The 12,777-nt window shown below is 62.7% G+C and carries 18 protein-coding genes; 4 read left to right on the top strand and 14 right to left on the bottom strand.

Features of this window, described 5'->3' with window-relative positions:
- Positions 1-8: 8 nt before the first annotated feature.
- The 7 genes from NKJ40_RS18550 to purC are packed head-to-tail and all read right to left on the bottom strand — an operon-like array spanning position 9 to position 3,780.
- Positions 9-650: a Pr6Pr family membrane protein gene (locus NKJ40_RS18550; RefSeq protein WP_352467263.1), complete on the bottom strand. Its 642-nt coding sequence runs from the start codon at positions 648-650 to the stop codon at positions 9-11.
- A 4-nt stretch (positions 651-654) separates the two neighbouring features.
- On the bottom strand, positions 655-1,065 hold the full coding sequence (locus tag NKJ40_RS18555) for a hypothetical protein (RefSeq protein WP_352467264.1): 411 nt from the start codon (positions 1,063-1,065) through the stop codon (positions 655-657).
- A 2-nt stretch (positions 1,066-1,067) separates the two neighbouring features.
- On the bottom strand, positions 1,068-1,733 hold the full coding sequence (locus tag NKJ40_RS18560; RefSeq protein ID WP_352467265.1) for a glutathione S-transferase family protein: 666 nt from the start codon (positions 1,731-1,733) through the stop codon (positions 1,068-1,070).
- 31 nt (positions 1,734-1,764) lie between these two features.
- Positions 1,765-2,433, bottom strand: a complete 669-nt coding sequence (gene purQ / locus NKJ40_RS18565; protein WP_352467266.1) for a phosphoribosylformylglycinamidine synthase subunit PurQ — start codon at positions 2,431-2,433, stop codon at positions 1,765-1,767.
- Positions 2,430-2,684, bottom strand: a complete 255-nt coding sequence (locus NKJ40_RS18570; protein ID WP_352467267.1) for a hypothetical protein — start codon at positions 2,682-2,684, stop codon at positions 2,430-2,432. Before NKJ40_RS18570 ends, purQ begins: the two co-directional genes overlap by 4 nt.
- A gap of 18 nt (positions 2,685-2,702) precedes the next feature.
- Positions 2,703-2,945 (bottom strand): phosphoribosylformylglycinamidine synthase subunit PurS, encoded by a 243-nt coding sequence (gene purS / locus NKJ40_RS18575; protein ID WP_292659850.1) that lies wholly within the window; start codon positions 2,943-2,945, stop codon positions 2,703-2,705.
- Positions 2,946-2,985: 40 nt separating this feature from the next.
- Positions 2,986-3,780 carry a phosphoribosylaminoimidazolesuccinocarboxamide synthase gene (gene purC, locus NKJ40_RS18580; RefSeq protein WP_023674725.1) on the bottom strand — a complete coding sequence of 265 codons (795 nt, stop codon included), beginning with the start codon at positions 3,778-3,780 and terminating at the stop codon, positions 2,986-2,988.
- A 270-nt stretch (positions 3,781-4,050) separates the two neighbouring features.
- Here purC and NKJ40_RS18585 point away from each other — a divergent pair, with 270 nt between their 5' ends.
- Positions 4,051-4,371: a DUF1476 domain-containing protein gene (locus tag NKJ40_RS18585; RefSeq protein ID WP_023674726.1), complete on the top strand. Its 321-nt coding sequence runs from the start codon at positions 4,051-4,053 to the stop codon at positions 4,369-4,371.
- 120 nt (positions 4,372-4,491) lie between these two features.
- Entirely contained in the window at positions 4,492-5,265 is a 774-nt protein-coding gene (locus NKJ40_RS18590) for an HpcH/HpaI aldolase family protein (protein WP_023717391.1), read from the top strand.
- Here NKJ40_RS18590 and NKJ40_RS18595 read toward each other — a convergent pair.
- Positions 5,262-5,810 carry an RBBP9/YdeN family alpha/beta hydrolase gene (locus NKJ40_RS18595; RefSeq protein WP_352467348.1) on the bottom strand — a complete coding sequence of 183 codons (549 nt, stop codon included), beginning with the start codon at positions 5,808-5,810 and terminating at the stop codon, positions 5,262-5,264. The two genes, NKJ40_RS18590 and NKJ40_RS18595, sit on opposite strands and share 4 nt — an antisense overlap.
- Before the next feature lie 271 nt (positions 5,811-6,081).
- Here NKJ40_RS18595 and NKJ40_RS18600 point away from each other — a divergent pair, with 271 nt between their 5' ends.
- On the top strand, positions 6,082-6,894 hold the full coding sequence (locus NKJ40_RS18600; protein WP_352467268.1) for a VOC family protein: 813 nt from the start codon (positions 6,082-6,084) through the stop codon (positions 6,892-6,894).
- Position 6,895: 1 nt separating this feature from the next.
- Here the strand turns inward: NKJ40_RS18600 and NKJ40_RS18605 are convergent, their stop codons facing one another.
- From NKJ40_RS18605 to NKJ40_RS18620, 4 genes are read right to left on the bottom strand one after another with little or no spacing between them, the layout of a single operon-like run.
- The gene (locus tag NKJ40_RS18605) at positions 6,896-7,468 is read right to left on the bottom strand and encodes an RBBP9/YdeN family alpha/beta hydrolase (protein ID WP_352467269.1); all 573 of its coding nucleotides are present in this window, start codon (positions 7,466-7,468) and stop codon (positions 6,896-6,898) included.
- Positions 7,468-8,775 carry an adenylosuccinate lyase gene (purB, locus tag NKJ40_RS18610; RefSeq protein ID WP_352467270.1) on the bottom strand — a complete coding sequence of 436 codons (1,308 nt, stop codon included), beginning with the start codon at positions 8,773-8,775 and terminating at the stop codon, positions 7,468-7,470. The genes NKJ40_RS18605 and purB overlap by 1 nt, the downstream gene beginning before the upstream one ends.
- 59 nt (positions 8,776-8,834) lie before the next feature.
- Entirely contained in the window at positions 8,835-9,335 is a 501-nt protein-coding gene (locus tag NKJ40_RS18615; RefSeq protein ID WP_352467271.1) for a hypothetical protein, read from the bottom strand.
- 11 nt (positions 9,336-9,346) lie between these two features.
- Positions 9,347-10,072 carry a DUF2259 domain-containing protein gene (locus tag NKJ40_RS18620; protein WP_352467272.1) on the bottom strand — a complete coding sequence of 242 codons (726 nt, stop codon included), beginning with the start codon at positions 10,070-10,072 and terminating at the stop codon, positions 9,347-9,349.
- A 247-nt stretch (positions 10,073-10,319) separates the two neighbouring features.
- Here NKJ40_RS18620 and NKJ40_RS18625 point away from each other — a divergent pair, with 247 nt between their 5' ends.
- Positions 10,320-10,574 carry a DUF2171 domain-containing protein gene (locus NKJ40_RS18625; RefSeq protein WP_292659801.1) on the top strand — a complete coding sequence of 85 codons (255 nt, stop codon included), beginning with the start codon at positions 10,320-10,322 and terminating at the stop codon, positions 10,572-10,574.
- 47 nt (positions 10,575-10,621) lie between these two features.
- On the opposite strand, the gene NKJ40_RS18630 is transcribed toward NKJ40_RS18625, so the two are convergent.
- Positions 10,622-11,641: a P1 family peptidase gene (locus NKJ40_RS18630; protein WP_352467349.1), complete on the bottom strand. Its 1,020-nt coding sequence runs from the start codon at positions 11,639-11,641 to the stop codon at positions 10,622-10,624.
- A gap of 14 nt (positions 11,642-11,655) precedes the next feature.
- Positions 11,656-12,729, bottom strand: a complete 1,074-nt coding sequence (locus tag NKJ40_RS18635; protein WP_352467273.1) for a branched-chain amino acid ABC transporter substrate-binding protein — start codon at positions 12,727-12,729, stop codon at positions 11,656-11,658.
- Positions 12,730-12,777 lie beyond the last annotated feature (48 nt).

Genomic DNA, 12,777 nt, shown 5'->3' on the forward strand with positions numbered 1-12,777 from the left:
ATCGCACTTTAGCGGATGTCCGCCGCCCTGATCCGCGTGACACCGTGGTCCACAAGCACCGCCACAATGCACAGCATCAGAAACAGCCCGGTGATGGCCAGAGCTGAGACGGCGACGCTGGTCGCACCGTTCTTAGCGAGATCGAGGAACGGGTAGGGCACTTCACCGGCAATCGGCGCCCGCAGCAGCACGTAGGCCAGGTAGGCGATCGGATAGATCATCCACCAGGAGATGTCACGCCACCGCGTCGAGCCGTCGGCTCCCGCCACAAGCCACCACAGCACAAACAGCACCGGCGTCACATAGTGCAGGAGAATGTCGCAGAGCAGGAACAATCTTTGCGGCTGCCAAAGCTGCGCCAGGACCGTTGCATAAACGATGAGGACCAGCGTTATGGCGACGGCTACGCCCGCTCGCATCCGTGGCCCGGCAAAGGCCGGAAACCAGGCATAACCCGTCGATGACAGCAACGAGGCATGGACGAGCACCGCGCCGATGTTGGTCAGGATGGTGAAGAAGCTGAAATAGAAGACCAGCGAGCCGACAAAGCCGCGGCCGGCTTCCATTGACGCCGGGACGGTGATGCAGAGCTGCAGGACGAGCCCGGCCAGGCCGACGACCAGACCAGTGATCTGCAGCAACCGACCCATTGGGCTAGGCAGCAGCGCCGCAGGCCGGATTGCCCGCCTGCCAGCGGGCAATGTCCGAGCCAATGCGCGCGCCGAGCGGTTCCGCCATCAATGGGCCGAACACGTCGACGCGGCTCGAATTGCCTTGCGCCTGCACGACCAGCAGCGGCTTTCCGCCATAATGTTTGGCCGGCACCAGTAGGAAGCGCGGCGTGCCGCTGAACGAATTCAGTTCGTTGGCCATTTGATATTGCTTGAAGGCAGGGTCCTTGCTGGCGATCCAGCATTTGTGGGCTGCGATCGCCACCTGTTCCATGGCGAGCAGTGACGCGCTCTTGCCCGCCGGCGCCGGCGTACTCTTCGGGCCCGACTGGCAGGAGGCGAGTACAAGACCGGCGACAGTAGCGACGGCGAGGCGCGTGGTCGTCAGTCTCATGTTCAAGCGGCGCCCATCTCGAGTTCGGACAGAAAGATCTTCAGACCGTCTGTCATCTCACCCCAGACGCGCGACAGCGCCGGATGCTGCAAGGCGATTTGCTCGTAGGCATCGAATTTCGGATAGGCGTCAAGCAGGTCGGGGCGGCCGATCGTTGTCCTGAAATTGTTGAAGATGAAGCGGGTCGGCGTCAGCCAGGCATCGGCGAAGGAGATGTCGTCGCCGAGCGCGAACGGGCCGTGAGCCATGCGAGCCTCGATTGCCGCAAGCCCGTGATGCAGCCGGGCGAACTGTGCCTTGATCTCCGCCTCGTTGCTCTGCGGCACGAAATAGAGCTCGAACAGCTTCATCATCGGCGCGAGCACGTCGAGGTCGGTGATGCGGGCGAACATGCGCACCAGCGCCCGATCTTTCGAATCCTTGGGCAGCAATGCAGGCTCGGGAAAGCGCTCCTCCAGATATTCGGCAATGACCACCGATTCGACGATCGTTTCGCCCGAGCCGGTGATCAGCACCGGAATCCGGTTGAGCGGCGAGATGGCACGAAAGGCTTCGGGGATGGGAAACCCCGGCGGCGGTGCAATGACCTTGAGCGGCACGTTCTTGATGTAGGCCAGCGCCCGCACGATCGACGAATAGGGCGACAACGGCCGCGAATAGAGTTTCATGACCGTCGCTCCAGGAGGAAAATTGAATGCATCAAGCGGCGATGCCCAGCGCGCTTTCGAACAGCGCCCGGCCGTCGCTGCCGCCGTGCGCCGCTTCGATCAGGTTTTCCGGATGCGGCATCAGGCCGAGCACATTGCTGCGGCCGTTGACGATGCCGGCAATGTCGTTGATCGAGCCGTTGGGATTGGTGCCTTCGGCATAGCGGAACACCACCTGGCCTTCGCCTTCGAGGCGGGCCAGCGTTTCGGCATCGGCAAAATAATTGCCGTCATGGTGCGCCACCGGCGCGCGGATGACCTGGCCCGGCTGGTAGCGGCGGGTAAACATCGTGTTGGCGTTGGCGATCTGCAGCTTCACCTCGCGGCAGACGAATTTCAGCGAAGTGTTGCGCATCAAGGCGCCCGGCAGCAGGCCTGCCTCGACCAGGATCTGGAAACCGTTGCAGACGCCGATGACCGTGACGCCCTTGGCCGCCTTTTCGGCGACAGCCCGCATCACCGGCATGCGCGCGGCAATGGCACCGCAGCGGAGATAATCGCCAAAGGAAAAGCCGCCGGGAATGGCGATCAGGTCGACATCGGGAATTTCGGTGTCGGTCTGCCAGACGGTGACCGGCGGCGTGCCGGAAATCTTGGTCAGCGCCGCGATCATGTCACGGTCGCGATTAAGGCCGGGGAGCAGGACGACGGCTGATTTCATTTTGGTTCGTAGGGCCTCTGGGCTTCGGCGAGTTCGCGCAATTCTAGGCGGCGTTCGATATGTTCGAGGCGATCGTCCTGCCGCGCCAGCACGCCGTAAATGTTCTTCACATCGCCCTCGGTGGCGACGAGATGACCACGGATCGAACCCAACTCGGACTTTACCTCGCCAAGTGTCAAATCCATCGTGTCCAGCCGCAACTGAATGGATTTGAGGACTTCAAAAATCAGGCTTCCATTGATCTCGGTCATCTACCCTCCGGCACAACCTCAGGTAATGGCCACACTATAATTCTCAATCACCGTATTCGCCAGAAGCTTGTCGCACATGGCTTTCAGATCCGCCTCGGCCTTGGCCCTGTCGCCCTCGGCAAGCTCGATATCGAAAACCTTGCCTTGCCGCACCTGGCCGACGCCGCCGAAACCCATTCCGGAAAGCGCATGCTCGATTGCCTTGCCTTGTGGGTCGAGCACGCCGTTCTTGAGGGTTACGGTAATGCGGGCCTTGATCACGCTGGACATGCTCCTGTTCACCTGTTGAGCGGGCAAGCCGTCAGTGCGGCTTGCCTTTGACACCGTCGGTCGAAGCGACGAGCACCGGTCCGGCAGGGCGCGGCGGCTCGTTCTCGTTCATGATGCCGAGGCGGCGGGCAACTTCCTGATAGGCTTCAACGAGCCCGCCCATGTCGCGGCGGAAGCGGTCCTTGTCGAGCTTGTCCTGGGTCGCCACGTCCCACAGCCGGCAGGAATCCGGCGAGATCTCGTCGGCGACGACGATGCGCATCATGTCGCCTTCGAACAGGCGGCCGCATTCGATCTTGAAGTCGACGAGCTGGATGCCGACACCCATGAACAGACCGGAAAGGAAGTCGTTGACGCGGATGGCCAGCGCCATGACGTCGTCGATCTCCTGCGGGCTCGCCCAGCCGAAGGCGGTGATGTGCTCTTCCGAGACCATCGGATCGTCGAGCGCATCGGCCTTGTAATAGAATTCGATGATCGAGCGCGGCAGCACGGTGCCTTCCTCGATGCCGAGGCGTTTGGCCAGCGAGCCGGCGGCGACGTTGCGCACCACCACTTCGAGTGGGATGATCTCGACTTCCTTGATCAGCTGCTCGCGCATGTTGAGCCGGCGGATGAAGTGGGTCGGAATGCCCATCCGGTTGAGGTGGTTGAAAATGTGCTCGGAAATGCGGTTGTTGAGCACGCCTTTACCATCGACGATTTCATGCTTCTTCTTGTTGAAAGCGGTGGCGTCGTCCTTGAAGAACTGGATCAGCGTGCCAGGCTCCGGTCCCTCATAAAGGATCTTGGCCTTGCCTTCATAAATGCGGCGGCGATTTTTCATCTGATTTTTCTCTGGATTTGCGGGCAGGCGGCAAGCGACCAGTTCCTGTCCGTCTGCCTAAAATAAGATGGCGACGGTGGGGTTCAATGCCGGTGTCTATCCCAATCGCACCGTTTGCTCAATCGGCAAATCCTTTCAATCAACCGCTTTCGGGGACCGAAATGCCGCAGCGCAGCAAGCAATGTAGCATATTGACCGGCCGGCGCCCTTTTGGTTTGTGCTCCGGCAACACATATTGGCACAACGAATCGGATTTCACGGAGGGATGCCATGAGCAGCATGAAAGACCGCGAAGAGGGCTTTGAGCGCAAATTCGCATTCGACGAGGAACTTCGATTCAAGGCTGCGGCACGCCGCAACAGAGCGCTCGGCCTGTGGGCTGCCGAAAAGCTCGGCAAGTCAGGCGCCGATGCCGACGCCTATGCCAGGGAAGTGGTCGTCAGCGACATCGAGGAAGCCGGCGATCACGACGTTTTCCGCAAGATACGCAAGGATTTCGATGCAGCCGGCATCGACCAGTCGGACCATCAGATCCGCCGCACCATGGATGAATTGATGGCGCAGGCGATCGAGCAGATCAAGAACACCTGATCCTTCCGCTCGTTCCGATCGCATTCTGGACCAATCGACCGCCCGGCCTAGCCGGGCGGTTTTTCTTTGCCTTTGCGGTCATTTCCGGCTGAATTGCTGCAACCAAAGAGGAAATCGCCAATGTCCCTGAAGTCACGCCTTGCGGCCGACGAGACGCTGTTCACTGCATGGTCCGGCGTGCCGGATGCCTTGACGGTCGAGATACTGGCCAGACAAGGGTTCGACGCGGTTACGCTCGACATGCAGCATGGTGGCCATCACGAGGACAGCGTGCTGCGCGGGCTTGTGCCGGTGCTGGCCGCCAACAAGCCGGCTTTGGTGCGCATTCCGGTCGGCCGCTTCGACATGGCCAGCCGCGCGCTCGACTTCGGCGCCGAGGCTGTGATTGCGCCGATGGTGAATTCAGTGGCGGACGCAAAGCTGTTTGCCGCCGCCATGAAATACCCGCCGCTCGGCGAGCGCTCCTGGGGCCCCACCTATGCCTTTCCGCGCCATGGCAAGGGCGATTATGCCGACTGGCTGCGCGACAGCAACCAGCGCACCATGGCGTTCGCCATGGTCGAAACGCGCGCCGCGCTTGATGCACTCGATGGCATCCTCGACACGCCGGGCATCGACGGTATCTTCCTAGGCCCTTCGGATTTCTCGATCGCCTGGTCGAAGGGCACCACCGTCAGTTCGACGCTGGAGAGCATGATGGAGACCGTCGCCTCGATCGCCGAGCGCACCCGCAAAGCCGGCAAGCATGCGGCGATCTATGTGATGGAACCGGCCATCGCCGGTCGCGTGGTGTCGATGGGTTACCGGCTGCTGGCGATGGGTTCCGAGCATTCGCTGATTTCGCTTGGGGCAAAGACCCTGCTGAGCAGCGTCAGGGGTTCAATCGCTTCCTAGAGATCCGTCAGGAATTTCGCGAACGTCATCGATCCTTCGGGCCAGGGGCCAAAGCCGGAATCCGCGTTGAGATGGCCGGCATCGCCGGCGTCGATGAACAGCGAGCCCCACGCCGCGGCAATGTCCTCGGCGACGCCGAAGGCGCAGAACGGGTCGTTGCGGCTGGCGATCACCACCGACGGAAACGGCAGCGGGTCGCGCGGATAGGGGCCGAAGGTCATCAGGTGCCTCGGCTTTATCTCTGGATTGGCGACATCGGGCGGCGCCACGAAGAAAGCGCCGGCGACTGGCCTCTCGAACCGAGGCAATGCCTGGATGACCGCGGCGACGCCAAGCGAATGGGCGACGATGACGACCGGCCGCTCGGCCTCGTTAACCGCCTTGGCGACACCGGCCGTCCAATCCTCGCGCACCGGCTTCGACCATTCCGCCTGCTCGACGCGGCGCGCTGTCGACAGTTTCGACTGCCAGCGGCTCTGCCAATGATCAGGGCCGGAATTGGTGTAGCCCGGCACGATGAGAATATCTGCTTCCCTGACTTTCATGGCGCGCATGTAGCGAGAGGCGCTGTCGGGTGCAACCGTGTATGAACTCGACAGCGACACGCAAACGGCCTCTCACGAGTCCGGTTCTGCTCGCTATTGTGAACACCATGTTCGCTTCTTGCGCTCTTGTGTGAACGATCGCGATCGACGATCTGTCGCCAGGAAAGAATGGCTGTTCCGAGATTTTGGCACGGATACGGCGTAGAATGATTGATGGCGCCGGGTTCCTCTGTTGGAAGCTTGTCGAGCGCCGCCTGAACGGAGCACTTTGATGAGCGAACTGCCTTTTGCCGCGACGACCCCAGTCAGCGTTGCCCGCGTCGGCTTGCGGGGGCGCGATGCAGAAAATCTCGCAGCCTACTATCGCAAAGTCGTCGGTTTGCAGGAACTGAGCCGCTCCGGCGGCACGATTACGCTCGGCGCAGTCAATCGCCCTTTGCTCGACATCGAAGCGGATCCGGCTGCGAAACCCGATGACCCGCGCAGCGCCGGTCTTTTCCACACCGCCTTCCTGCTACCCGGTCGGGCCGATCTCGGCCGCTGGATCAATCACGCCATCGCCGGCAAGATCGGCATCGAGGGCGCATCCGATCATCTGGTCAGCGAGGCGCTTTATCTAACCGATCCGGAAGGCAACGGCATCGAGATCTATGCCGACCGCCGTCCGCAGGACTGGAAATGGAACGGCGACAAGATTGCGATGGCGACGGAGCGGCTGAACATTCCGTCGGTCGTTGCCGAGGTGCCGGCCGGCGACACCGGCTGGCAGGGCGCGCCGGAAAACAGCATTATCGGCCACGTCCATTTGCGGGTCGGCAGGCCGGAAGAAGCCGAAGCATGGTGGCATCAGGAGTTCGGTTTCGACACAGTGGCAAAGTACGGCGGCGCGGCGGTGTTCCTGTCGTCCGGCGGCTATCATCATCACATTGGCGCAAACGCGTGGCAGAGCGCGGGCGCCGGTCGCCGCGATCCCGCCCGCTCCGGCCTAGCCTGGGTCGAGATGCGTTCGGACAATGCCGCAAGCGAGACCACCCGCGAGGATCCGTGGGGCACGGTGATAAGGACGATGCCCGGTAAGGCGTAGGCTAGAGGTTCGCCTTCTCAATCAGGCGTCCAAGCATGAGCAGGCCCGCTGGCCATACGCCCAGGCCGGCCTCGTTCCCCATATGGCCAAGATCGCCGGCATCGGCGATATCCGCGCCCCAGGCGGCGGCAAAAGCGGTCGCCTTGTCGAAGGTGACGCGTGGGTCGCTGCGGCTCGCCACCACCAACGTCGGGAAGGGCAGGCGCTTCAGCGGCATCGGCGCGAACGGGCGCACCGCGTCGAATGAGGGATCGGCATCCTCGACATTGGTCGCGGCAACCAGGAATGCCGCCGCGACCTTGTCGAGTTGGCTTTGACTGGCGCCGGCAGCCCACTTCACCGCCGTCGCCACCGCCAGCGAATGCGCAAGCAGCACGACGCGGCGCGGTGCGGCGGCCACCGCGGCATCCACCTGGCCGATCCAGTCTTCAGGCTTCGGCCGGTCCCACTCAGCCTGCAGCACGCGGCTCGAATTGGGGAACACCCGGCACCAATGCGACATCCAATGATCAGGCCCGGAATTGCCGCGCCCGGGCAGGGCAAGAAAATCGAAATCTCCGGCCGACGAAATCATCAGGCTTCTCCAAACACTCGGCTAAAGATCGTATCGACGTGCTTGGTATGATAGCCCAAGTCGAATTTCTCGCGGATCTCGGCCTCGGGCAAGGCTGCGACAACGTCCTTGTCGGCCAGAAGTTCCTCAAGAAAATCAGCGCCTTGCTCCCACACCTTCATCGCATTGCGCTGCACCAGCCGGTAGGCGTCCTCGCGCGAAACGCCGGCTTGCGTCAGCGCAAGCAGCACGCGCTGCGAATGCACAAGGCCGCGGAATTTGTTCATGTTCTTCAGCATGTTGTCGGGGTAGACGAGCAGTTTGTCGACAACGCTGGTCAGCCGTGAGAGCGCGAAATCGAGCGTCACCGTCGCGTCGGGCCCGATCATGCGCTCGACCGAGGAATGCGAGATGTCGCGCTCGTGCCAGAGCGCCACATTCTCCATTGCCGGCAATGCGAAGGAGCGCACCATGCGGGCAAGGCCGGTGAGGTTCTCGGTCAGCACCGGGTTGCGCTTGTGCGGCATCGCCGACGAACCCTTCTGTCCGGGTGAAAAGTACTCTTCTGCCTCGAGCACCTCGGTGCGCTGCAGATGGCGCACCTCGATCGCCAGCCGCTCGATCGACGAGGCGATGACGCCGAGAGTGGCGAAGAACATCGCATGGCGGTCGCGCGGGATCACCTGCGTCGACACCGGCTCGGCCTTTAGTCCGAGTTTCTTGGCCACGTATTCTTCAACATAAGGATCGATATTGGCGAAGGTGCCGACCGCACCCGAGATGGCGCAGGTGGCGATGTCCTCGCGTGCGTGCACCAGCCTCTCGCGGCAACGCGAGAATTCGGCATAGGCCTGCGCCAGCTTGACGCCGAAGGTAGTCGGCTCGGCGTGGATGCCGTGGCTGCGGCCGATGGTGATCGTGTCCTTGTGCTCGAAGGCGCGGCGCTTGAGCGCCGCAAGCAGCCCGTCAATGTCGGCCAGAAGGATGTCGCTGGCCCGGGTGAGCTGCACGGCAAAACAGGTGTCGAGAACGTCGGAGGATGTCATGCCCTGGTGGATGAAGCGGGCATCCGGCCCGACGAATTCGGCAAGATGGGTGAGAAAGGCGATGACGTCGTGCTTGGTGACGCGCTCGATCTCGTCGATCGCTTCGACATCGAATTTCGCCGCCCCGCCTTTCTCCCAGATGGTCTTGGCGGCCTCCTTCGGGATGACGCCGAGCTCGGCCAACGCGTCGCAGGCGTAGGCCTCGATCTCGAACCAGATGCGGAACCGGGTTTCGGGCGACCAGATGGCCACCATTTCCGGCCGGGAGTAGCGAGGGATCATCAGTCGGTCCTGACTTGCGAGAGCATTTGCCCGCGTCCTAACAGAGGCAGGCAAAATGCTCAACGTTGCTGGCGCGCAAACCAGACACTGGTGACAGCGAGCGCAATGAAACCGAGCGGAAAATACAGCCGGATGCCGAGGACGACGAACTGATAAAGTGCTGTCAACATCGTGAACACGAACTGGAAAGCCCAGGTGATGGTGAACGCGGGCGCATGCCATTGGACATAGTAGGAGCGGTATTGCAGCCCAAAGAGGCCGCCGGTGCAGGCGATCGTCGCTGCGAGAAGGCAGACGAAGGCGGCGGCGAGGGCGATCTCCCAGTGGCGTCCGAGCGAGACGAGCCGCGCCAGGAACAGCCCAATCGGGAAAGCGAGCGCACCGCCGGCAGCATAAAGCAGCGAGACGAAGCGGATCTTTGCCGGGGTCTCCCAATCGTACTGCAGCAGATTGAGCAGCGCGCTGGCGCCCATCGCTGTGGCCCACAGCAAGGCACCGGCAAATGCGGCGCGCAGCGGCGGCAGAGCGCGGCGGAGACGGCGCAGAGCGCGATAGCGCATGGCGGGGAACCTCACAGGCGGCCGGTCACCGCGATCCAGCGATAGTCCGGCCCTTCGAAGCCGTAGTGGCGCACCGCGATCAGCACGGCATAGGCGCTGAGGCTATCCAACGAAAATGTCTGAACCGCGCCGATCTGGTAGCCATTCGGACAGCCTCTGCTTTGCGGGATCGATTTGTCCTCGTGGATGATCCTCGTCTGGCCGCCGTCCTTCGCCTCGATGCGCAGCAGGCGAAAGCCATTGATCTCGCCCTGGCTCTGGCAGCGTTCGGTGTCATTCATGCCGATCTGGTCGAGCCGGAACTCGAGCGGATCGTCGACCGGCGAAAAGATCGGGCGCGGATTGACCACCATGCGGAAGGGATCGGCAGAAAGCTCGGTCACCGGGTTGAGGCCGGCGGTGATGCCGCGATTTGCCGTCAGTTCCGCCTGACTGACGATCGCTTCGCCCTTTTGCCGGGCCTGCAGCCGCGCTGCGTCCACCGTGGCATTCTCGTCTTCGAGCCGGACACGGATCGGCGAGCCCTTCAGGAAACTGTCGTCGGCCGTGTCGATATAATAGCGGTTTGCATAGGGAAATCCCGATCCGTCCTGGACGCCGTATTCCTCGAAGGCAAAGACCCCGCCATCACGGCTGAAGCCGAGGATCTCAAGCTCGGCGACATCGCCTGCGTGGGCGGCGGCCAAGGTTGCAAGCGGGGCAAGCAGGCAGACGGCAAACAGGGCAAGATTTCGCATGGGGCTTTCCATTCAGGCGGTCGACGCCGTTAAATTCCTATCACGATGCCGTCAAAAGATTGTGCTGACTGAAACACAAAGTCAGTGCATCCAATCCGGCCGTCGTTTGTTATTGTCGGCAGCTTCACCGCATCGTGCCTTACCAAACTCTGGACCGATTTGCGGAAGGCACGGTGCATTGATTCAATATGTTTAGAGCGTCCTTTGCGCGTTCAAAAGGACGAGCGGCGCTCTAAGGGAGACCCCCATGACAAATGCAGCCAAGATTCGTGAACGTATGGAAGTGATCGGCGCCGACGGCGTCCATGTCGGTACCGTCGACAAGGTTGACGGAGATCGTATCAAGCTGACCAAGCGCGACAGCGGCGAGGGCGCTCACAGGGGCCATCACCACTTCATTCCTCTCAGCCTTGTCGCCGAGGTCGAGGGCCAGAAGGTGCGGCTCTCAGCAAACTCGGATGTTGCGGTCACGTTCGAAGAAGAAAAATCCGAACCCACCTGATCATAAGTCCAGTCTGATTACGGCTCACCCGAATGAGCGTGGCGCGGTCAGCGCGACGACCAGACCGGGAACAGATCGCCCTCGGCCGGCGTCGCGGCAAAGACGCCGCGGCTGATGGCGCGCGCCATCGTGGCGCCGGCCGCGGCGTAGAGATCGATGGCATCGTTGGGTGCGAGCTCGATGCCGCTCTTGCCCGTTGCCAGCGCGAAGACCAGATCGCCGTCTGCGGGCGTGTGCGTCGGCCAAATGGCACGGACAAAGCCGTCATGCGCTGATATCGCCAGGCGTTTGGCGGCGGCCTTGGTGAGTACCGCATCGGTGGCGATCACGGCGATGGTCGTGTTGGCGCCGGTTTCCGCCTGCTCTGCGGCATGCTTGTCACGAAACTTCAGCAGGATCTTTTTGGCATCGTCAGGCATCGGGTGGGGATAGCCTAAGCCGCCGAACTCGTCGCCGATCTCGAACGGTGCCGCCCAGAAATGGCGGGTCCCGGCGACCGTCACCGAGCCGGTCGGGTTGACGGCGGCGAGCGCGCCGATGGTGACGCCGCTGTCCAGCGCTGTCGAGGCCGAGCCGAGCCCGCCCTTCAGGCCGGAACTCAAAGCCCCGCTACCTGCGCCGGCAGTGCCGAGCGCAAAGTCGATCGCGGCGGCTTGCGCGGCTTCGTAGCCAAGGTCGCGGTAAGGCGGATACCGGCCCCAATCCTTGTCGCCGCCATTGCGCAGGTCGAACAGGATCGCCGCCGGCACGATCGGCACGCGAAAGCCACCGACCTCGACGCCGATGCCTCTTTCGCGCAATGCCGCCTGCACCCCCGACGCGGCGTCGAGGCCAAAGGCCGAGCCGCCCGAAAGCACCACGGCATGGATGGCGTGGATCGAATTGTGCGGCTCGAGCAGGTCGGTTTCGCGGGTGCCCGGCGCACCGCCCAGGATTTGCACGCCGGCGACGGCCGGTTCGTCGCAGACAACGGTGGTCACACCGGATTTCAGCTTGGCATTAGCCGCATTGCCGACACGCAGGCCGGCGACGTCGGTGATGAGATTGCGCGGACCCGTATGGAACATCCCTGTGCTGGACATCATTGGCTCTCCACCGGCACGAAACGGCCGCCGTTGAAACGGTAGGCGCGATATGGATTTTGCGTCAGGTCACCTTTTTCGTCAAAGCGGATCGGTCCGATCGCCGTGGTGAAGTCGTGCGCGGTCAGCACGTTGGCCAGCCTCTCGCCGGAGCTTTGCGTCAATGCTGAAGCCGCCTTGGCGATCTCGACCGCGGCATAGGCGGGCAGCGTGTAACCTTCCGGCACGATGTTTTGTCCGGCAAAGCTTTGCAGCACCTTGGAGTCGGCGACATCGGCCCATTCGGGCGGCGCGATCATCAGCGTGCCGGCGGCATAAGGCGCGTCGCCGAGCGGCGCCCGCAACGCTTCGCCGCCGGCAAACACCATGCCGGTGTCGAGCTGGCCGGCATCGCGGCCCATAATGGCGACATCATCGCCGTCGCCGCCGGCAAAGACATGCGTTGCGCCGGCTTTCTTCAGCCGGCCGATCAGGCCGATCTGGTTGTCGAGCTGCGGCCGGAACGTGTCGACGAACACCGGCTTCAGAGCCGCCTGCTCGGCGGCTGCCCGAAACGTCTCGGCCATTTCGCGGCCGTAGATGGTGCCATCGTCGACGACGGCGAACAGCTCGTTCTGCCATAGGCGGGTGAGGATGGCGGCGACGGCATTGCGCTCGTCGTCGCCGCGCGGCCCGAGACGATAGATCGGCCATCCCGTCTTGGCGCGCCGGTCGGTCAGGCTTTCCTTGCGCACGCCGACGGTGATCACCGGGATGCCAGCGTCCTTCAGGATCGGCAGCGCCGCCTCGATTGCGTCGGTGCAGAGAAAACCGACGGCGACGTTGACTTTCGCCGCGGCGAATTCCCTCGCTGCGGCGGCGCCACCATCGGCCGTGCAGGCGTCATCGATCGTCCTGATCTCGGTACCGTCAGCTTCAGCCGCCATTTTCGCGCCTGCCTCGATCTGTTTGCCGAGGATCGCCGACGGGCCCGACAAAGGTGCCGCGACGCCGATCAGGAGCGTCTCCGCACTCGCATTACCGGCGACCGAGAGCCAGGCCAGCACCGCTATTGTGGTTGTCCAGGGTCGCATGCGAGCGAAGAATTCCTCCGCGCCGATCGCGTGTTTTGCCGGCGCCAA

This window comes from Mesorhizobium sp. M0119 (assembly GCF_040322615.1).
In the GTDB taxonomy this organism is placed as follows: Bacteria; Pseudomonadota; Alphaproteobacteria; order Rhizobiales; family Rhizobiaceae; genus Mesorhizobium.